18 protein-coding genes are annotated in these 19,000 nt (G+C 66.2%); 10 read left to right on the top strand and 8 right to left on the bottom strand.

The features are described from left to right. Positions 1 to 80 precede the first annotated feature (80 nt). Positions 81 to 491, bottom strand: a complete 411-nt coding sequence (gene rpoZ / locus MFF30_RS12520; protein WP_238279753.1) for a DNA-directed RNA polymerase subunit omega — start codon at positions 489 to 491, stop codon at positions 81 to 83. Between the two features lie 232 nt (positions 492 to 723). Between rpoZ and MFF30_RS12525 the strand changes: the two genes are divergently transcribed. From MFF30_RS12525 to fabF, 5 genes are all read left to right on the top strand, one after another. Further along, positions 724 to 1,446, top strand: coding sequence for a carbonic anhydrase (locus MFF30_RS12525; RefSeq protein WP_238279754.1), 723 nt, complete (start codon positions 724 to 726; stop codon positions 1,444 to 1,446). 170 nt (positions 1,447 to 1,616) lie between these two features. Beyond that, complete coding sequence (gene fabD / locus MFF30_RS12530) at positions 1,617 to 2,558, top strand: ACP S-malonyltransferase (protein ID WP_238279755.1); 942 nt, start codon at positions 1,617 to 1,619, stop codon at positions 2,556 to 2,558. Between the two features lie 15 nt (positions 2,559 to 2,573). Beyond that, entirely contained in the window at positions 2,574 to 3,314 is a 741-nt protein-coding gene (fabG, locus tag MFF30_RS12535) for a 3-oxoacyl-[acyl-carrier-protein] reductase (RefSeq protein WP_238279756.1), read from the top strand. A 487-nt stretch (positions 3,315 to 3,801) separates the two neighbouring features. Continuing rightward, positions 3,802 to 4,038 carry an acyl carrier protein gene (locus MFF30_RS12540; protein WP_018044468.1) on the top strand — a complete coding sequence of 79 codons (237 nt, stop codon included), beginning with the start codon at positions 3,802 to 3,804 and terminating at the stop codon, positions 4,036 to 4,038. Positions 4,039 to 4,123: 85 nt separating this feature from the next. Continuing rightward, entirely contained in the window at positions 4,124 to 5,386 is a 1,263-nt protein-coding gene (gene fabF / locus MFF30_RS12545) for a beta-ketoacyl-ACP synthase II (RefSeq protein ID WP_238279757.1), read from the top strand. A gap of 3 nt (positions 5,387 to 5,389) precedes the next feature. On the opposite strand, the gene MFF30_RS12550 is transcribed toward fabF, so the two are convergent. Beyond that, entirely contained in the window at positions 5,390 to 6,289 is a 900-nt protein-coding gene (locus tag MFF30_RS12550) for a DUF4435 domain-containing protein (RefSeq protein WP_238279758.1), read from the bottom strand. A gap of 92 nt (positions 6,290 to 6,381) precedes the next feature. Then, on the bottom strand, positions 6,382 to 7,422 hold the full coding sequence (locus tag MFF30_RS12555; RefSeq protein WP_238279759.1) for an AAA family ATPase: 1,041 nt from the start codon (positions 7,420 to 7,422) through the stop codon (positions 6,382 to 6,384). Positions 7,423 to 7,905: 483 nt separating this feature from the next. Between MFF30_RS12555 and mltG the strand changes: the two genes are divergently transcribed. From mltG to gmk, 3 genes are read left to right on the top strand one after another with little or no spacing between them, the layout of a single operon-like run. Further along, a complete protein-coding gene (mltG, locus tag MFF30_RS12560) occupies positions 7,906 to 9,267 on the top strand; it encodes an endolytic transglycosylase MltG (protein WP_238279760.1) in 1,362 nt (453 codons plus the stop codon). Between the two features lie 13 nt (positions 9,268 to 9,280). Then, entirely contained in the window at positions 9,281 to 10,159 is an 879-nt protein-coding gene (locus MFF30_RS12565) for a YicC/YloC family endoribonuclease (protein WP_238279761.1), read from the top strand. An 11-nt stretch (positions 10,160 to 10,170) separates the two neighbouring features. Continuing rightward, a complete protein-coding gene (gene gmk, locus MFF30_RS12570; protein ID WP_238279762.1) occupies positions 10,171 to 10,833 on the top strand; it encodes a guanylate kinase in 663 nt (220 codons plus the stop codon). A 34-nt stretch (positions 10,834 to 10,867) separates the two neighbouring features. On the opposite strand, the gene MFF30_RS12575 is transcribed toward gmk, so the two are convergent. From MFF30_RS12575 to MFF30_RS12595, 5 genes are all read right to left on the bottom strand, one after another. Then, positions 10,868 to 12,520, bottom strand: a complete 1,653-nt coding sequence (locus tag MFF30_RS12575) for a sensor histidine kinase (RefSeq protein ID WP_238279763.1) — start codon at positions 12,518 to 12,520, stop codon at positions 10,868 to 10,870. Positions 12,521 to 12,813: 293 nt separating this feature from the next. Beyond that, positions 12,814 to 14,283 carry a Hint domain-containing protein gene (locus MFF30_RS12580; protein ID WP_238279764.1) on the bottom strand — a complete coding sequence of 490 codons (1,470 nt, stop codon included), beginning with the start codon at positions 14,281 to 14,283 and terminating at the stop codon, positions 12,814 to 12,816. A gap of 303 nt (positions 14,284 to 14,586) precedes the next feature. Continuing rightward, positions 14,587 to 15,417 carry an EamA family transporter gene (locus MFF30_RS12585; RefSeq protein WP_238279789.1) on the bottom strand — a complete coding sequence of 277 codons (831 nt, stop codon included), beginning with the start codon at positions 15,415 to 15,417 and terminating at the stop codon, positions 14,587 to 14,589. 75 nt (positions 15,418 to 15,492) lie between these two features. Beyond that, entirely contained in the window at positions 15,493 to 16,572 is a 1,080-nt protein-coding gene (locus MFF30_RS12590; RefSeq protein WP_238279765.1) for a lysylphosphatidylglycerol synthase domain-containing protein, read from the bottom strand. Between the two features lie 91 nt (positions 16,573 to 16,663). After that, on the bottom strand, positions 16,664 to 17,038 hold the full coding sequence (locus tag MFF30_RS12595; RefSeq protein WP_238279766.1) for a (2Fe-2S) ferredoxin domain-containing protein: 375 nt from the start codon (positions 17,036 to 17,038) through the stop codon (positions 16,664 to 16,666). Positions 17,039 to 17,248: 210 nt separating this feature from the next. Between MFF30_RS12595 and MFF30_RS12600 the strand changes: the two genes are divergently transcribed. Next, positions 17,249 to 18,562, top strand: a complete 1,314-nt coding sequence (locus MFF30_RS12600; protein ID WP_238279767.1) for a KpsE/RkpR family capsule polysaccharide export protein — start codon at positions 17,249 to 17,251, stop codon at positions 18,560 to 18,562. A gap of 52 nt (positions 18,563 to 18,614) precedes the next feature. Next, on the top strand, positions 18,615 to 18,881 hold the full coding sequence (locus MFF30_RS12605) for a hypothetical protein (protein WP_238279768.1): 267 nt from the start codon (positions 18,615 to 18,617) through the stop codon (positions 18,879 to 18,881). Positions 18,882 to 19,000 lie beyond the last annotated feature (119 nt).

A 19,000-nucleotide genomic window follows, 5' to 3' on the forward strand; every position in this document is an offset into this window, starting at 1 on the left:
CAGGGGTGAATTCCCGGTTTGCCCATGAAAAAACCCGGCGCGGAGGCCGGGTTCTGTAGGAAGCGACGGAGCGTGAGGCCTTACTCGGCCTCGTCGTCCGTTTCGGTGGGGGGCGCCAGATTTTCCAGGCCGCGGAGGAGATCCTCCTCGCTCATGCGGTCGAACTGCACGGCGCTGTCGTCGCTGGAGGATTGCGGAGCCACGGCGGCGGCGGCCGGAGAGCTCGAGAGCAGCGGAACGGTTTCCGCTTCCGGCTCATCAACTTCGACGTATTTCTGCATCGAATGGATGAGCTGTTCCTTGAGATCGTCCGCCGTGATCGTCTCGTCGCCGATCTCGCGCAGCGCGCAGACAGGGTTCTTGTCGCGGTCGCGGTCGATGGTCAGCGGGGCGCCGGCCGCGAGCAGGCGGGCCCGGTGGCTGGCCAGCAGAACCAGCTCGAAGCGGTTCTCGACTTTGTCGATGCAGTCTTCAACGGTGACGCGAGCCATGGCGGACGGCTCCTTCCTCGGACGGAATTTCTGGGCTGAGCCCGCCTCTTACACCCGATGCGCCCGCGCAACAAGCGGCGCGCGTGGGTGCATCATGCGGCGTACGTCCGGCACCCAGGGGGTCATCCGCGCGGCGAGTCACGCAAAACGTCTCAGCGACGGGCCTGACGACACCTGTATACAGGTTCCCGGCCGAGTCGCAGAACCGGTCCGACGAGGGGGAGACGCGACCATGACCATGATGCTCAGCCGCCGGGGCCTGCTCGCCTGCGGATGCCGAATCGGCACGGCTTGCTTCGCTGCCAGCACTTTGCCGAACCTGAGTTTCGCCGCCGCGCCCTCCTCCAAGAAAACGACAATGAGCGCCGACCAGGCCCTGGAGGCCCTGAAGGAAGGCAACCGCCTCTACCACACCGACAGTCCGGTCCGGGCGGTCCAGGGCCGCGAGCGCCGGATCGAGATCGCCCTCGGTCAGACGCCGTTCGTGGTGCTGGTGAGCTGCTCCGATTCGCGCGTCTCGCCGGAGATCCTGTTCGGGCGCGGGCTCGGTGAGCTCTTCATCGTGCGCAATGCCGGCAACTGCGTCGACACGGCGGCGCTCGGGTCCATCGAGTACGCGGTCTCGCAGCTCGGGGTGCCGCTCGTCCTGGTGATGGGCCACAGCCGCTGCGGCGCCGTGGAGGCTGCCGTCGACGTCGTGAAGAACAACACCGTGTTCCCCGGCTCCATCGGCCGGATGATCGAGCCGATCGTGCCCGCAGTGCTCTCGCAGCGCGACAAGCCGGGCGACTTCGTGGAGAACTGCGTGCGGGCCAACGTGAGCCGGGTGGTAAACCGCCTGCGCTCGGCCTCGGAACCGTCCCTGCTCGACCCCCTGAAGGCGGGCCGACTGCGGATCGTCGGCGCCTCCTACAGCCTCGACAACGGCACCGTGGACTTCTTCGACGAGGCCTGAACTGCCTCGCTCGTGCTGCGGTGCCATGTTGACACAGGGGGCGGGCGGTGCGACTGCGCCGCCCTCGCGCGGGGGCTGACCGGCTCCCGGGCGGCCCGGCACCGGAATCACTTCAACGCCGAAGTCCATTCGGCACCGAAGCTGATTCGGCACGACGACGAGGAGTTCACATGGCGCGCGCTTGCATCTTCCCCGGCCAGGGCAGCCAGGCCGTCGGCATGGGGCGGGCGCTCGCCGAGCATTTCCACCAGGCCCGCGACGTGTTCGCGGAGGTCGACGACGCCCTCGGCCAGCCGCTCTCGCGCTTGATGTTCGAGGGCCCGGTGGAGGAACTCACCCTCACCACCAATGCGCAGCCGGCCCTGATGGCCGCGAGCCTCGCGGCCCTGCGCGTGCTGGAGGCCGAGCGCGGCCTCGACCTGAAGCGGGACGTGGCCTGCGTGGCCGGCCATTCGCTCGGCGAGTACACGGCGCTTGCCGCCGCCGGCACCTTCTCCATCGCCGACACCGCCCGGCTTCTGCGCATTCGCGGCACCGCCATGCAGGGCGCGGTGGCCCCGGGGGAGGGCGCCATGGCGGCCCTGATCGGCGCCGATGCCGAGACCGCCCAGGCCATCGCCGAAGAGGCCGCCGAGGGCGCGGTCTGTGAGGTCGCCAACGACAATGGCGGCGGGCAGGTCGTCCTCTCCGGCACCCGGGCGGCGGTGGAGCGCGCGGTCGCCATCGCGCAGGGGCGCGGCATCAAGCGCGCGGTCATGCTCAACGTCTCGGCGCCGTTCCACTGCTCGCTGATGGCGCCGGCGGCCGAGGCCATGCGGGCGGCGCTCGCCGAGGTGGCGATGCACAGCCCCGTGGTCCCGGTCTACGCCAACGTGCTGGCCGCCCCCGTCACCGAGCCGGGCGCCATCCGCGAGGCCCTGGTGGCCCAGGTCACCGGCACCGTGCGCTGGCGCGAATCCGTTGCCGCCATGGCGGCGGCCGGCATCGACCAGTTCACCGAGGTCGGCACCGGCAAGGTGCTCACCGGCCTCGTCAAGCGCATCGCCCCGGGGGTCGCGGCCGGCACCGTCGGCACGCCCGACGACATCGCCAGCTTCCCCGCCCTCGGCTGAACGACAGGATAGCCCATGTTCGACCTGACCGGCCGCAAGGCCCTCGTCACCGGCGCCACCGGCGGCCTCGGCGGCGCCATCGCGCGGGGCCTGCACGCGCAGGGCGCCACCATCGCCATCTCGGGCACCCGCCAGGCGGCGCTCGAGGCTTTCGCGGCCGAGCTCGGCAACGAGCGCGTCCACGTCGTGCCGGGCGATCTCTCCGACAAGGCCTCGGTGGAGGCCCTGGTGCCGGCGGCGGAAGCGGCGCTGGGCGGCCTCGACATCCTGATGAACAATGCCGGCATCACGCGCGACAACCTCGTGCTGCGCATGAAGGACGACGAGTGGGATGCAGTCATCGCCGTCAATCTCTCGGCGGCGTTCCGGCTCTCGCGGGCGGCCGTCAAGGGCATGATGAAGCGCCGCCATGGCCGCATCGTGAACATCGGCTCCGTGGTGGGCGCCACCGGCAACCCGGGCCAGGTCAACTATGCCGCCGCCAAGGCCGGCCTCGTGGGCATGACCAAGGCGCTGGCCGCCGAGGTCGCCACCCGCAACCTCACGGTCAATTGCATCGCGCCGGGCTTCATCACCTCGCCGATGACGGATGCGCTCAACGACAAGCAGCGCGAGGGCATCCTCACCCGCGTGCCCATGGGGCGGCTCGGCACCGGCACCGACATCGCGGCGGCGGCGATCTACCTCGCCTCCGACGAGGCCGCCTACGTCACCGGCCAGACCCTGCACGTGAACGGCGGCATGGCGATGTATTGAGGGAACGCCTCACGACTCCCTCCTTATGGGGAGGAGCCGGAGATGGGGGTGGTTGGGTGACCCTCGACCCGCGGAAGCCGGCGGCGCCGCCCCCACCCCCGACCCCTCCCCACAAGGGGAAGGGGGATGCCCGCGCCACCACGTCTTGCTGCACCGCACAGCCGACAAAACAGGCGATTGGCTCGGAAAAGCCACACCGATGAACGGGTTGTGAACCGCCACTCGCCAGCGTCGGAACCCTGTGTTAACACCCCGGCTGCCGTGCGAGGGGGGTGCCGATTCAGCGTGTTGCGGACGTCTTAAAAAACCCGGGTCACCGACTGGACAAACCCGGTGACTTGACCGAAACGCGCGATCGAACACACCGGCCGCCTTAACCACACAGTCCCGGGACGGGACGGCGGCCACGGCACCTTCACCAGCAAGATCCTTCACCAAACAAGATCCTTGCACCATCACGACCTTGAAGAGCTAAGGACCAAGACCGATGAGCGATATCGCTGAGCGCGTGAAGAAGATCGTTGTCGAGCACCTCGGCGTTGAGCCGGAGAAGGTGGTCGAGGGCGCGAACTTCATCGATGATCTCGGCGCCGACAGCCTCGACACCGTCGAGCTCGTGATGGCGTTCGAGGAAGAGTTCAACGTCGAGATCCCCGACGACGCCGCCGAGACCATCCAGACGGTCGGCGACGCGGTGAAGTTCCTCGAGAAGAACTCCGCTTAAACGTCACGGGTCGCGCGCAAGCGGGGTCTGAAACGGACCCCGCGCGCCATTCGTTGTGATGACAGGACCGGTTCGGGATAGCGCGATGCGTCGGGTAGTGGTGACGGGCTTGGGGATGGTGACGCCGCTGGCCAGCGGGGTCGAGGCCACCTGGAGCCGGTTGATCGCCGGCGAGTCGGCGGCCAAAGTCGTGACGGCATTCCCCGTCGACGATCTCGCCTGCCGCATCGCCTGTTCCGTGCCCTTCGGTGACGGCACGAACGACAGCTTCAACCCCGACGCCTTCATGGAGGCCAAGGAGCAGCGCAAGGTCGATCCGTTCATCGTCTACGCCATGGCGGCGGCAGGCGAAGCCCTGAACGACGCCGACTGGCACCCGACGAGCTACGAAGACCAGTGCGCCACCGGCGTCATGGTCGGCTCCGGCATCGGCGGCATCGGCGGCATCTACGACGCCTCCGTGACCCTGCACGACAAGGGCCCGCGCCGGATCTCCCCCTTCTTCATTCCCGGCCGCATCATCAACCTGGCCTCCGGCCAGATCTCGATCGCGCACGGGCTCAAGGGCCCCAACCACGCGGTGGTGACGGCCTGCTCGACGGGCGCGCACGCCATCGGCGACGCGGCCCGGCTGATCCAGTTCGGCGATGCCGACGTCATGGTGGCGGGCGGCGCCGAATCACCCGTGAACCGCCTCGCGCTCGCGGGCTTCGCCGCCTGCCGCGCCCTCTCCACCGGCTTCAACGATGACCCGACCAAGGCCTCGCGCCCCTACGACAAGGATCGCGACGGCTTCGTGATGGGCGAAGGCGCCGGCGTCGTCGTGCTGGAAGAGTACGAGCACGCCAAGGCCCGCGGCGCCCGGATCTACGCCGAGGTGATCGGCTATGGCCTCACAGGCGACGCCTACCACATCACCTCGCCGGCCCCGGACGGCGACGGCGCCTTCCGCTGCATGAGCGCCGCTGTGAAGCGCGCCGGCATCCAGGCCAGCGACCTCGACTACATCAACGCCCACGGCACCTCGACGCCCATGGGCGACGAGCTGGAGCTGAAGGCCGTTGAGCGCCTGCTCGGCGACCACGCCGCCAAAGCGTCGATGTCCTCCACCAAGTCCTCCATCGGCCACCTCCTTGGCGCTGCCGGCTCCGTGGAAGCGATCTTTTCGATCCTGGCCATCCGCGACGGCATCCTTCCGCCGACCCTCAACCTCGACAATCCCTCCGTGGAGACCGCGATCGACCTCGTGCCGCACGAGGCCAAGCGCAAGCGGGTGGATACGGTGCTGTCGAATTCGTTCGGGTTTGGTGGGACGAATGCGAGCTTGGTGATGCGGCGAGTGGATTGAGACTCAGGCTGTTTCCAGATACGCGTTCAGCTCTGGTAAACCCTCAAGGTATGGCCGACTCTGCGAGAAACAGTACGAGCCTATTTTTGAGAGTAAACTTTCCAGCGAAATTTGCTTTGTACCGCCTATTTGGGCCGCAACATACTTTACAGACATGCGAAGCATCTGCAGCGCGATTTTCCCTTTTATCCAGTATTTATAGTCAATAGCTTTAAAGCACTTGCATAAAGAAACGATATCGGAGCGACGAAATTCAAAATCGTCAGATTTTATTTGTCTGGCGATTTTCTCTATTCGATTTCGTTCTTTCACGATCTTATCTTCGTTAGAATTGTATCGAGAAAAGTCACTGATACTCAATTTTTGTAGTTCAACATCTACTTCCCTAGCCCGCATGTGACAAAACAGGGCCATTGGCGCTAAAAGGTTCCGTGCGAGCACTGCCATAGTACTGTCTATCGAGCTCACGATATTATCACGAGCACCCCCCTTAATGGCAGTTGGTATAAATTTTTCGATAAGATATCGAATATACGCCCCTTCCGCAAAGTAGCTCTCTATTGAATAGTATTTAGTTACAAACATATCGTTGGGTAATTTATTATTAAATTCGTCAAAATCTCTGTCTCGCAAATACAATATTTTATGCGGATTTATCTTTAATTCGTAATCGTCAATAAAACTCTTGACTTCTGCCATCGCTTTCTTCCCGCCACATGTATAAATGCGTAGGGCGTGTCCAGTAAAGTGTGAAGAAAGGAAGTCGAAATAGAAAGGGGGATCATCGACACCCTCAAAAAAAACGATAACATCGTCAGATTTGTATTCACTATTTATAAACTCAAGGACTGTGGCATTAACGTTGCTCTGCTCTTTAATGAGTAGTTCGGCAAAATCAATCATTTTACTGTACACTTAGCTTTCTAACATCAACGATCTGGTTGCGAACCTCATTATCAAAGACAAACGGGCTGTGAGTTACTGCAAATAACTGACTACACCTTCCCGCTCGCAAGTATGTCAGGCAAAAACTTTCTTTGCCAGGGCACCGAAAGCGATAGCTCGGGCTCATCGATTATAACTATATTTTCCTGATCTCGCAGTAGATGCAGGTATGCAAACATGGATACGATCTGTTTTTCTCCCGATGACAAATCATCTAGGAATAATTCTTTTTTCAATCCTGAACTTTCAAGGTGGAATTCGTAGTTTCGATAAATTACTTGCTTATTATCCGCTATGTATCGAGATACGACGTTCGTAAAATCTACGAATGGGCGCTCCTCTTCATTCATTTGAACATATACATTCAACATTTTTTCGACAAAAAATCCTAGATATTGCATATCTTTCGACGGCTTCCCTCTCTTTCGCTCTCTCAGCGACGTTATATCTTTAAACAGGATATTTTTATCTTTTTCCGAGATTAATTGGTCATCAAGACGCGCAACGAACTCCGAAATAATACTAGCATCAAGGTCGCGTATAATACTGATAGAGTAATCCTTGATTTTCCCCTGCACCATATCTCGGATATATTCCTGCGCAGCAGCATTTGACTTAGTCTTAGATAGTGCATTTAGATTTTTCGTGTATTCAAGTATCAGGTTTTTAACATCATCCATGCCGAAGCTGACGATTTCTTGAAATGTAGCACCCCGCCTTGCGAGTGATTGGTTGGGGTTCAATCGGGTGCGCATCCGATCTTCAATATCGGGAAATATTGACCTTAAATCCTTTTCAATACGTCGATAAGTTGGAAGGTATAGAACCCGGCCTAAGTTTAATGACTCAAGTTGCCTTTCTGCATCAATGACCTTTGAGCGGAACAAATCGGAAGTTTCGCTTTGTATCATCCGTCGAAGGCGAATGACTTCAGATGTGGGAACTCCGAGCAACGTTGAATAATATTCGGCTTCAGCTTTCGAAATTCTTGATGAAGAAACAAAATCAGTAAACTTATTAGAATTTCTCAGTGTAGATATGTATCGATTTAGTCGAGGAGAGATATTATCGGAATTTTCAAAGTCAACCAAATCCAATCGCGACAATACAATTTTTATATCGCCAGCGATCAGCTCGACATCAGAGAAACTATATTCGATCAGCCTGGACCATTGCTTGTAATAAATAAATAAAATATATTTATGAATGTACTTTTCCCCGTTCCATTTTGGCCAACAATAATACTGACATTGCCTTTTACATCAAGTTTGTAATTTACATTTCCAAGGATATTATTTGCCCTAAAGCTCCTAATTGGAGTTTTCATCACATATGCCCATGCTACCCGAGATATCACTCTAGATTGCACTTTTATGCATTGCAACACTGTCGCTACAAGTAGCTCCGGTGAAGTCGGTTTGCTCACAACTCATAGGAGCCTCCGCCACAAAACCCACCAAGTTCGCGCGCCAGAGTGCCAGCCCCCTGCGCCCACCCCCTCGACTCGGGCGCGCGGATTCCCCAACACTCCGGCGGCGGCCGGGGCGGGGACCTGAGGCCCGAACAGGATGTCCATGTTCTTCCGCAAACGCCCAGAACCGGCGCCGACGCCGATCCCCTCCGACGAGCCGGCCCTGCCCAATCGCCTGTCGCCGCGCAGCCCCTCCGAGGCGATCAAGCCCACCGCCGCGCCGCCGCCGCCCGACCGTCCGGTTCGTGAGCGCGGCGGGCTGCTCGCCCGCATCTCCGGCCTGCTCACCGCCTCCGTGGTGCTGGCCATCGCGGTGATGATCGGCGTGACGCTGTTCGAGCGCCAGACCAAGGAGCCGGGGCCGCTGCCCGCCGACAAGGTCGTGGTGATCCCGCCCCGCAGCGGCACCACCGAGATCGCCGAGGCCCTGAGCCGCGAGGGCGTCATCAGCCACACCGCTCTGTTCGAGTGGGCGGCCCGGCTCTCCGGCAAGGCGCTGAAGGCCGGCGAGTACACCTTCAAGGCGCATGCCAGCATCGGCGAGGCCATCGACACCCTGGCCTCCGGCCGGCAGGTGCAGCACGCCATCACCTTCCCGGAGGGGCTGACCTCCGAGCAGATCGTGGTGCGCCTCAACGACAACGACGTGCTCACGGGCGACATCAACGAGATCCCCCCCGAGGGCTCGCTCCTGCCCGACACCTACAAGTTCGAGCGCGGCGCCACCCGCCAGCAGATCGTCAACCTCATGCGCGCCAAGCAGCGCGAGGTCCTGAACCAGATCTGGCTGCGCCGCTCGGCCGAGATTCCCGTGAAGACGCCCGCCGAGATGGTGACGCTCGCCTCCATCGTCGAGAAGGAGACGGGCCGGGCCGACGAGCGGCCCCGTGTGGCGGGCGTGTTCGTCAACCGCCTCAACAAGCGCATGAAGCTGCAATCCGACCCCACCATCGTGTACGGGCTGGTGGGCGGGCGCGGCACCCTCGGGCGCGGCATCCAGCGCTCCGAGATCGAGCGCGCCACGCCCTACAACACCTACGTGATCGAGGGCCTGCCCCCGGGCCCCATCGCCAATCCGGGCCGCGCGGCGCTCGAAGCCGTCGCCAACCCCTCGCGCACCAAGGACCTGTTCTTCGTGGCCGACGGCACCGGCGGCCACGCCTTCGCCGAGACCCTGGAGGGCCATTCCCGCAACGTCGCCCGCTGGCGCCAGGTCGAGAAGGCCCGCCAGGCCCCGACCCCGGACGCAGCGGTGGACAAGGCCGATCCGCCGGGCGCCCCCGCCGTGCCCGGCACCGCCTCGGCCTACGCGCCGGACGGCACCAACATGGCGGCGACGCCCGAGCCCGGCGCCGTGCGCCCCAAGGCCTTCGACGCCTCGGAGGGGACCCGCCTCGACCCCTTGCGGAACAAGACCTTCGACCTGAATTCGCCCAAGACCGTGCCGGTGCTCAAGCAGCCGTAGGGAGAGCGACACCATGATCCTCTCCAGCATGACCGGGTTCGCCCGGGCGTCCGGCACCACCGGACCGGTGCAGTGGGCCTGGGAGGTCCGCAGCGTGAACGGGCGCGGCCTCGATGTGCGCCTGCGGGTGCCGAACGGCTACGACGCCGTCGGCGAGGTCGCCCGCACGGCCCTCCAGAAGACCCTGACCCGGGGCCAGTGCCAGCTGAACCTCAGCCTGACCCGCGCCGATACGGCGCCCCGCGTGCGGATCAACGAGGCGCTGCTCGCCGACCTCGCCGCGGCGATCGCCTGCGTGCCGCGCCCCGAGGGCATCGCGCCCGCCACCCTCGACGGGCTCCTGTCGGTCCGGGGCGTGGTCGAGGCCGACGAGGAGCCGGGCGCCGACACCGAGGCGCTCGCCCGGGATCTGGCCGAGGGCGTGGTCCGGCTGGTGGCCGACCTCGTGGAGGCCCGCCGCGCCGAGGGCCGCGCCCTCCTCGGGGTGATCGAGGGCCAGCGCGCCGAGATGGCCCGGCTGACGGCGCTCGCCGAAGCCTGCCCGGCCCGGAAGCCCGAGGCCGTGAAGGCGCGTCTCGCCGCCGCCGTGGCGAGCCTCGTGGAGGCCGGCGGGCTCGACCCCGACCGCCTGCACCAGGAAGCGGTGCTGCTCGCCGCGAAGGCCGACGTGCGGGAGGAACTCGACCGCCTGCAGGCGCATCTGGCCAGCGCCGCCGAACTCCTGGCCGCGGGCGGCCCCATCGGCCGCAAGCTCGATTTCCTGGCTCAGGAGCTCGGGCGCGAGGCCAATACCCTGTGCGCCAAGGCCAACGACATCACCCTGTCGCGGATCGGACTCGACTTGAAGGCCGTGGTGGAGCAATTCCGGGAGCAGGTTCAGAACGTCGAGTAGGTTTTTCTCAGATGCAGGCCCCCACGAAGGAGAATGCGACGACGATCGGGCGGCGCGGGTTCATCCTCATCCTGTCCTCCCCCTCCGGTGCGGGCAAGACCACGCTGACGCGCCAGCTGGCGTCCGATCACACATGGGGCCTCGACGTCTCGATCTCGGTGACGACCCGCCAGCGCCGCCCCTCCGAGATCGACGGCAAGCACTACCAGTTCATCGACCGCGAGGCCTTCGACGCGCTGCGCAGCGCCGACAACCTCCTCGAATGGGCCGAGGTGCACGGCAATTTCTACGGCACCCCGCGCAAGCCCGTGGAAAAGGTGCTGGGCGTCGGCCGGGACATGATCTTCGACATCGACTACCAGGGCACCCGGCAGGTGCGGGCCAAGCTCACCGACGACGTGGTCACGGTGTTCATCCTGCCGCCCTCGCTGGCCGAGTTGCGCCACCGCCTGGAGCGCCGGGCCGAGGATTCGCCGGACACCATCGAGAAGCGCCTCGCCAACGCCCGGATGGAGATCCAGCGCTGGAGCGAGTACGACTACGTCATCGTCAACGACGACCTCGACGACGCCTTCCGCTCCCTGGAGGGAATCCTTATCGCCGAGCGCCTGAAGCGCGCCCGCCGCACCGGCCTGACCACCTTCGTGGAAGGGCTCCTGGCCGAGCCGGATTGAGGCGATTTCCGGCGGATCGCTTCGGGCCGCCGGCCTATTCCTCGGCGCCGATCCCGCGCAGGGGCGCGGTGAGTTCGCAGACGAGGCCCGTCTCCGCATAGGTGGTGCTTACCGTGCCCCCCACCGCGCCGGCCAAGCCCCGCGCGATCAGCCGGCTACCGAACCCCCGGTGCGAGGGGGCGGCGACCGCCGGGCCGCCGCGCTCGGTCCAGCACAGGGACAGCATCGCCTCGGGGCCGCTCTCGTCCACGGACCAGGCGACGGTCACGGTGCCGGTGGGGCAGGACAGGGCGCCGTACTTGGCGGCGTTCGTGCCGAGTTCGTGCATCATCAGGGCGAGCGACAGGGCGGCCTGGGAGCCGACTTGGACATAGGGGCCTTCGCACCGCAGGCGCTCCGAGCCGGCATCGTCGTGAATCGCGAGGGCTCCCCGGATGACGGCCGCGATGCTGGCGCTCTCCCGGGTGCCGGCGAGGAGCAGGTCGTGGGCCTTGCTCATGGCGATCAGCCGGTCGGCCAGGACGTCCTTGGCCGTCTCCAGGTCGGGGGCAGTGCGCAGGGTCTGGGTGGCGATGGCCTGGACCATGGCCAGCATGTTCTTCATGCGGTGGCTGAGTTCGCGATTGAGCACCGCCTGCTGCTCCTCGGCGCGCAGCCGCGCGATGCCGACCTGGACGCGGTCCGCGACGTTGCGGACGAAGGCGACCTCCTCGGGCCGCCACACGCGGGGCGCCGCGCTGTGCACGAAGAACAGCCCGACGCTGCGCCCGCGCTCGCGCACCGGGACGTTGAGCAGGGCGCCCACCGGCATGCGGGCTCCGTCCGCGGCGCTAACCAGGGCGCGGGGATCGTTCGCCATGGCGTCGACCACGAGGGTCTCGCCGCGCGACAGACTTGGACCGAAGGTCTCGTGGTTGAGGGAGCGGTGGCGCCCCACCAGGCTCTCCGAGCCGGCGGTCGTCCAATCGCGATGGATGGTGATGATGCCACCGGTGGCGTCGAGTTCGCCGTAACCGGTCCGGTTCGCCTCCAGGGTCTGCCCCACGATCTCGGCCGCCCGGTGGGTCATGGCGGGGATCGACGATTCGTTACGCAGGAAATCCCCGAGTTCGATCAGGGCGGCGCGCCGCAGCGAGGCCGCGCGAGCGTAGATTTCCTCCGCCTTGACCAGGGCGATCTGGCGGCGCTCGCCGAGCAGAATCGTGACCTGGCGCCCGAGGCGGCGCAGCCCGTCCGCCTGATCCTCCGTCAGCCCATCCGGGCGCGGCTGGTGGTCGAGCACGCACAGGCTGCCGAGAACCTGGCCGCTCGGCATCCGCAGGGGCGCCCCGGCATAGAAGCGGACATGCGGTTCGCCCGTGACGAGGGGGTTCCGGGCGGTGCGGGGGTCGCTCGCGAGATCGGGGATGACGAGGAGGTCGGGCTCGCTCAGGGCATAGACGCAGACGGACGCGCTCAGATCCGTCTCGCAGGGCGGGAAGCCGGCGCGCGCCTTGAACCATTGCCGGTTGCCGTCGACGAGGCTGACCAGGGCAACCGGGGCTCCGCACAGGAGCCGGGCCAATTGAACGACGTCGTCGTACGCCTGCTCCGGAGGGGTATCGAGGATCTGGAGCCCGGCCAGTTCGTCGAGCCGCACAGCATCGGATGTATCCGGCCTGATGCTCTGGTCGAGATGGCAGCTCATGAAGGGAACTTTCCCCAACGACGCGCCGTTATGTCTCTCGTTCTGCACCATGTCACTCGGCGCGAGCGGTTCCGGCCGGGACTTGGCGACGCATCTTCGCTCGAGTGTCGCGACGATTCTGGACACGTCGCCGTTCGGGTATTTCCAAAGCCTGCGGCCGCTCCCCTTATTTCAGCGCCACAAAGCGGAACGGCGCCCGCGATCAGAGGATCGCGAGCGCCGGTCGTGTCTGGGACCCGGCCGCCGGAATGGTGGCCGGGTCGTCGCGTCCGTCGTCCGGACGGGTCCGTTCTTTAAGCGGCGCACTCAGCGTCGGTGGTCGCGTCGACCGCCACGGTGATGGCGTCCACGGCGGACGGCGCCTGCCAGGCCGACAGGGTGCCGCGCTCGACCGCGATCGCGACGTTCAACGTCACCGCCTCCGTGGTGCCGGCCCAGAGTGCGGCCGGGAGGGTGGCGTTGCCGTCCGTCCAGCGCCAGGCATCGCCCTCGGCGGTCTGCACGAAGGAGTAGCCGTCCGTCAGCAGCGCATGGTCGACCGGCAGGCTGCGGACGACGCCGGCGCCGTCGACGGCCGAGAGGCCGCGCAGGGGCAGGCCGAGGCGGCGGCCGTCGCCGGCCCCAACCCGCACGCGCTCCGGCACGAAGCTGCGCGAGACGAGGCGGGCCTCGACCGTGCCGGCCGGGATCGTGAAGCGGGCGACGGCCCCGTCACGCTCCGGCTGGATCGCGACTCCATCGGCCAGGACGTGCAGGTCGTCGGTGTCGGTCAGAGTCCAGCCGAGGGCGGCGGCCCGGGCCAGCAGGCGGACGCGGACCGCATCGACGATCGGGCCTTCCTGCACCAGCGGCAGGCAGAACCCGTCCATGGAGAGCGGGCTGAAATCGGGGTGCAGCGCCATGAACGCACCGGCATTCTCGAAGCCGTTGCGCACGCCCGTGTCGAGGAAGCTCTCGGTCGGCAGGCCCTCGGCCACGAGGATGTCGTGCGCGTCGAGTTCGACGTGCCAGTAGGTCACCGTCTCGGTCTTCACCTGGGCGATGGTCGCGTCGTTGACGAGGTGCTTGACCGGAATGAGGACCTCGTCGAGCACGCTCACGCGCACCGCATGGTCGGGCGAGAGCCAGAGGTCGCGCTGGGGCAGGCCTTCGCCGAAGGCGCCGGCCAGAACGCGCACGGGCCAGATCGCGTCGGGGATCCGATGGCGGGTGCAATCGATGCTGCGCTGGCCGATCCACACGATGGGCCGGCGTGCGCCGGAGGCCGTCACCACGCTGTCGCCGACCGCGAGCGCCTCGACCGCGACCTCGCCGCGATCCGTCAGGATCAGCGTGCCGCTGGCAAAGCAAGGCACGGCCGCCACGTTGTAGCTGTTGAGGTTGTTGTCGCCGTCGGCAGTGAAGCGCGTCCGAGTCTGACCGGCCGGGGGCGGGCTTCCGTAGACCTGCGTGTTCGACAGGAGGTAGCGGTAGGTGCCCGCATCGGTCTCGCCGGGCGGGATATCAGTGCTGGTGAAGAGGATCTGGGTCGAGTTGTCGAGGGGCGAGGCCGTCAAGGTGACGGCGCGGTTCGCGTAGCCAGCCGGCGCATCGGCGCCGTAGGTCATCGTGACCGTGTCGCCGGCCTGGTTCACAACTCCATTGACGCGCACAGTATAGGTCGACGGCGCGTCGACCTGGAACGTCCTTTGCGCCGGAACACCACCGTCGTCGATGCCCAAAAACCCGGGTGGATAAGTGGTGTTGTTGAAATTGATTGCCATGATCGACTCCCTACGCCCGATCCGAGTTTTTTGATCTTGGATTTGTTGGTCGCATACCTGCGCCTGGACCGGAGAATGCCGCGCCCGTGGGAGGGGGGCAATGCACGACGCGTCGCCAACCCGTGAATATCCGGGATGTATCGGATTGTTCTGACGTGATGTTGCGCGTTGGCCACAAGTATCTGGGCTTATAGAGAATTTCCGGGATAAGTACGCAGCTTGCCCGGTCCGATTAGGCAAACAGACTGCAAGATGATCCCGGACTAATTGCCACTTCATCCCAATCCCGGACGCGAGGCCGCGTCAGGCCGGCAGGATCGGCGTGGCCAGGGGGCGCCGGCGCGAGGCGCTCACCGTGTTGCCAACCGAGGCGACGACGATGAAGGCGATGGCAAGCCATTCCGTCCCGCTCAGGCGCTCACCGAGGATGGCGAGGCCGGCCAGCGAGCCGATGGCCGGTTCCAGGCTGAGGAGGACGCCGAAGCTCTGTTTTGTCAGGCGCTTCAGCGCCACCATCTCGAGGGAGTAGGGCAGGGCGCTCGACAGGGCCGCGACGGCGAGGCCGAACGCCAGGGTCGCGGGATCGAGGAGGGCGGTGCCCGCGCTCGCGACCCCGAAGGGCAGAACCACCAGGGCGGCTACCGACATGCCGATGGCGACGGAGCGGCCGCCATGCAGGTGGCCGACGCGCTGGCCGAAGACGATGTAGAGCGCCCAGCACAGGGCGGCCCCGAGGGCACAGGCCACACCGACCGGATCGAGTCCGCCGGAGAGGCCGCCGAGCGGCAGCAGGAGCCCGAGGCCGAGCACCGCGCAGGCGATCCAGACGAAGTCGATCGGCCGTCGCGAGGCGGCCAGCGCGAGGGTGAGGGGCCCGGAGAACTCGATGGCGATGGCGAGCCCCAGGGGAATCGTCCGCAGGGACAGGTAGAAGAGCAGGTTCATCGCGCCGAGCACGCCGCCGTAGAGCAGGAGCGCGCCGGCATCCGCCCGACTCGGCCGCAGGTGCCAGGGGCGCCAGACCGCGTTGAGGATCAAAGCCGCGAGGCCGACCCGCAGGGCGGTCGTGCCCTCGGCACCCACCGTGGCGAAAAGGTGCTTGGCAAACGAGGTCCCGACGCTGAGGGAGACCATGCTGGCGACGAGGGCCGCGACCGGGACGAGGCTCCTCACAGCTGACCTGCCTTGGGGTGACGCATGCGGGACGGCTCAGGCGCGCGGCGGCAGGATTGTCCCGCGGCGTGCCTCCAGCGTCTGCCAGAGGATCAGGGCGGGCAGGCCCAGCACCACGTCCGGCACGCGCTTGACCAGCGAGAGCGCCAGCGCGGTGCCCGCGTCGATGCCGAACAGCCCGCCGAGGAGCACGAAGCCGCCCTCCTGCACGCCGAGGCCGCTCGGCACCGGGAAGGCCGCCGACTTGATGGCCTGGCTCAGCGCCTCGATGATGAGGATCTCGGCGACGCCCACCGAGGGGACGCCGATGCAGGCGAGCGCGATGCCGATCTCCACCGCACCCAGCAGCCAGGCCGCCAAATGGAGCAGGATCGAGGCCGCGAGGTTGCCCCGGCGCGCGCGGGCCCAGATCGCGTCGAGGGCGCCGTAGACGCCGCCGCCTTGCGGCGAATCCGCGGCCTCGGGTCCGCGCAGGGCTCGGCGGCCCCAGGCCACGACACGCCGCGCGGCCGCCCGCGCCGCCGGGCTGCGCTGGGCCGCCACGAACCCGGCGAGGAGGAGCGCAGTGACGGCGAGCGCCCGCAGCACCCAGGTGGCGAGGGCGTGGGCCGATTCACCGCTGACCTGGAGCAGCAGCCCGACGCCGAGGAGCGCGAAGACCGCCTGCGTTCCGGCCTGGAACAGCATGTCGACCATGATGGAGGCCGCCGCCAGGGCCCCCGTCGCGCCCCAGAAGGTCAGCAGGCGCCCGCCGACGACGTCGCCGCCCACGGAGGCGACCGGCAGGAGCACGTTGATGCCCTCGCGCACGAAGCGCAGGACCGCGAAGGCGCCGGACCCGGCCTGTCCGATCCCCGCCAGTCCCCGGATGGTCTGGCCCCAGGCCATGCCGCACAGGAGGAGGATAAGGACGCGCACGAGAACGATGGCGGCAAGGCCCGGGGCGCCGACGCGGCCGAAGGCGTCCGCGATCGCGCCGAGATCATTGGTGGCCACGAGCCAGGTTCCGAGGGCGAGCCCCAGCAGCGTGCCGACGAGCGGCAACCGCCGCAGCACCGCGCGGCCAAGGGAGCGCGCCGGACGGGGTCGGTCCGTGTCGAGGGCGGGATCGGTCAAGCGGCTGGCTCGCGGCAAGTCCGGCGCGCCGGGCGCGCCGGTGAGGGAAGCGGGCGGCGCGCCGGGCGCGCTCAGGTGGAGCACGGGCGCCTCACGGCCCCCGCGTGCGGGTCAGGTCTCCGGTTAGGCTTCCTTTGGGGCCGAAATCGGGGAAGAGCGCGTCGACCGCCTGGGCCGGGGTGGCGGCGGGGTCGAGAAGGTGGATGCGCTGCTTGGCCAGGCTGTCGGCGGTGGCGACGGCAAGCGCCCGCTTCGGGCAGGGGCCGAGGCAGCCGACCTCCACCACGCGCGGCTTGCCGGGCATGGCCCGGCCCTTCAGCTCGCGCTTGATGCGCGAGCGCAGGGCGCCCTTCTTCAGGCCCTGGCGCTTGACGCATTTCGTGCAGACGAGCACGAGTTCGGAGAACCCGGCGCGGGCCATGCGGATCCGTGCCGGCCTCGGCGCGGTCCCGTCCTTGCTGTCCATGAAACCCCCAGACTCCCCATACCCGGTCGCGCCGACCCGATACGGGGAAAGCGACGCCTTAAAAAGGGCCGAAAAACGCGGGATTGCCGGGGACAACGGCAACGTGTCGAGAGGGCTCCGCAGGCGTGACCATTTGCAACGTCGCGGGGCGCACGCGCCCCGGATGTCACCCGTGACCCGACCGCGCCGAGCCCCTGGAAACCGGAATCCATGAAGGTCGACGAGATCAAGCCGACGGACCGCGTGCGCGGGATGATCGACCTCGCGCTGCGCTCCGTGCCGGATCTGCGGCGCAATGCCGAGACCGTCACCCCCGTGGCGCCCGACCGGCTGCCCGCGCTCCTGCGCCGGGCGCGGGAGCGCCTCGACTGGCGCCGCCTGCCGGGCATCCGCCGGCCGCCGTCCCGCCCGCAGAACATCATCGGCGGCGTGATCAAGCAGTTCGCGATCTTCGTGCTGCTGCCGACCCTGATGGCGGCGTTCTATTTCTACGTCTTCGCCAGCGACCAGTACATCGCCACGGCGCAGTTCGCCGTGCGCGGCAACGTCGAGCCGATGGAGGAGAGTTCGTCCACGGCCTTCGTCGGGCTCGCCCAGAAGCACAACAGCCAGGACAGCTTCATCGTCAAAGACTACATCCAAAGCCAGACCCTGGTCTCCGCGGTGGAGGCCAGCCTGAAGGTCTCGACGATGTTCTCCCGCCCGGGCGTGGACTTCTGGGAGCGTTACGACACGAACCAGCCGGTCGAGGAACTGGTGAAGTACTGGCGCTATCGCGTCACCACCCGGATCGAACCGATCTCGGGCATCATCACCCTGAACGTGCGGGCCTTCACCCCGGAGGACGCCCTCGTCATCGCCCGCGACGTGGTCGCCCGCAGCGAGCGGTTGATCAACGACATCTCCCGGCGCGCCCAGGCCGACATGCTCGCCCATGCCGAGGGGGATGCGGCCAAGGCCCAGGACCGCCTGCGCAAGGCCCACTTGGCGCTCCAGGCCTACCGCAACCGCTGGGGTATCATCGATCCGGCCAAGACCGCGGAGGCCATGCTCACCACGATCGGCGGCCTGCGCAAGGAGCGACTGAAGGCGGAATCCGATCTCGCCGTGCTGCGCGGCTCGAGCCTCGACGAGAAGGCGCGCAGCATCCAGAACCTCGTCTCGCTCGTGACCGCCCTCGACCAGCAGATCAAGAAGCTCACCGACCAGCTCACCACCGAGGCGGGCACGGGGCCGGACATCACCAACAACATGACGAAGGCGCTCCTGGAGTTCGAGGGTCTTCAGGTCGAGCGCACCATCGCGGGCAAGCTCAACGAATCGGCCAACCTGATGGTCGACCGGGCCCGCATCGCGGCCGGCAAGCAGCAGATCTTCCTTGCGACCTTCGTGGAGCCGGCGCTGCCGGGCGATTCGCTCTATCCGCTGCGCGGGCACGCGATCCTGGTGGTGTTCTTCTGCTGCCTCGTGACCTGGAGCTCCATCGCCCTGATCATCGCGGGCATCAACGACCAGCGGCTCTGATTACGTCCGCCCGGAACCTCACGCCCGACCGCCTCACCGAGCCCTGCCGATCATGTCCGAGTTCAGCGATCTCGTCGCCCGCGCCGTCAACCCCACGATGTCTCGCGCCGAGCGCGAGGCGGTCTACGGCGTCGTGAAACAGGCCGTCGAACGGCTCCAGACGCGGGACGGCCTGACCCCGGACGATCCGCGCATCGCCCTGCAGCAGCACCTCGTCGAGGAGACGATCCGCGACGTCGAATCCGACATCGCGCGGTTCCTCTCCTTCGAGAAGCTGGAGCGGGCGCATTCCGTCCAGATGGGTGCCGAGAAGGTCTGATCCGCGACGCGGACCGGCCTGTCGTCCGGCCTGGACCGGATCTCGATGAGGCTGACCTCATCGAGGTCCGCGAGACCCCGGGAAGCCCGACCTATGGGTCAGGCTCCCTGAGACTTGGT

The sequence above is a fragment of the Methylobacterium goesingense genome (genome assembly GCF_022179225.1).
GTDB classification, from domain to species: domain Bacteria; phylum Pseudomonadota; class Alphaproteobacteria; order Rhizobiales; family Beijerinckiaceae; genus Methylobacterium; species Methylobacterium goesingense.

Coding starts and splice junctions, on each gene's coding strand:
- rpoZ (WP_238279753.1), bottom strand. CDS start 491: ATGGCTCGCGTCACCGTTGAAGACTGCATCGACAAAGTCGAGAACCGC.
- MFF30_RS12525 (WP_238279754.1), top strand. CDS start 724: ATGACCATGATGCTCAGCCGCCGGGGCCTGCTCGCCTGCGGATGCCGA.
- fabD (WP_238279755.1), top strand. CDS start 1,617: ATGGCGCGCGCTTGCATCTTCCCCGGCCAGGGCAGCCAGGCCGTCGGC.
- fabG (WP_238279756.1), top strand. CDS start 2,574: ATGTTCGACCTGACCGGCCGCAAGGCCCTCGTCACCGGCGCCACCGGC.
- MFF30_RS12540 (WP_018044468.1), top strand. CDS start 3,802: ATGAGCGATATCGCTGAGCGCGTGAAGAAGATCGTTGTCGAGCACCTC.
- fabF (WP_238279757.1), top strand. CDS start 4,124: ATGCGTCGGGTAGTGGTGACGGGCTTGGGGATGGTGACGCCGCTGGCC.
- MFF30_RS12550 (WP_238279758.1), bottom strand. CDS start 6,289: ATGATTGATTTTGCCGAACTACTCATTAAAGAGCAGAGCAACGTTAAT.
- mltG (WP_238279760.1), top strand. CDS start 7,906: ATGTTCTTCCGCAAACGCCCAGAACCGGCGCCGACGCCGATCCCCTCC.
- MFF30_RS12565 (WP_238279761.1), top strand. CDS start 9,281: ATGATCCTCTCCAGCATGACCGGGTTCGCCCGGGCGTCCGGCACCACC.
- gmk (WP_238279762.1), top strand. CDS start 10,171: ATGCAGGCCCCCACGAAGGAGAATGCGACGACGATCGGGCGGCGCGGG.
- MFF30_RS12575 (WP_238279763.1), bottom strand. CDS start 12,520: ATGAGCTGCCATCTCGACCAGAGCATCAGGCCGGATACATCCGATGCT.
- MFF30_RS12580 (WP_238279764.1), bottom strand. CDS start 14,283: ATGGCAATCAATTTCAACAACACCACTTATCCACCCGGGTTTTTGGGC.
- MFF30_RS12585 (WP_238279789.1), bottom strand. CDS start 15,417: ATGGTCTCCCTCAGCGTCGGGACCTCGTTTGCCAAGCACCTTTTCGCC.
- MFF30_RS12595 (WP_238279766.1), bottom strand. CDS start 17,038: ATGGACAGCAAGGACGGGACCGCGCCGAGGCCGGCACGGATCCGCATG.
- MFF30_RS12600 (WP_238279767.1), top strand. CDS start 17,249: ATGAAGGTCGACGAGATCAAGCCGACGGACCGCGTGCGCGGGATGATC.
- MFF30_RS12605 (WP_238279768.1), top strand. CDS start 18,615: ATGTCCGAGTTCAGCGATCTCGTCGCCCGCGCCGTCAACCCCACGATG.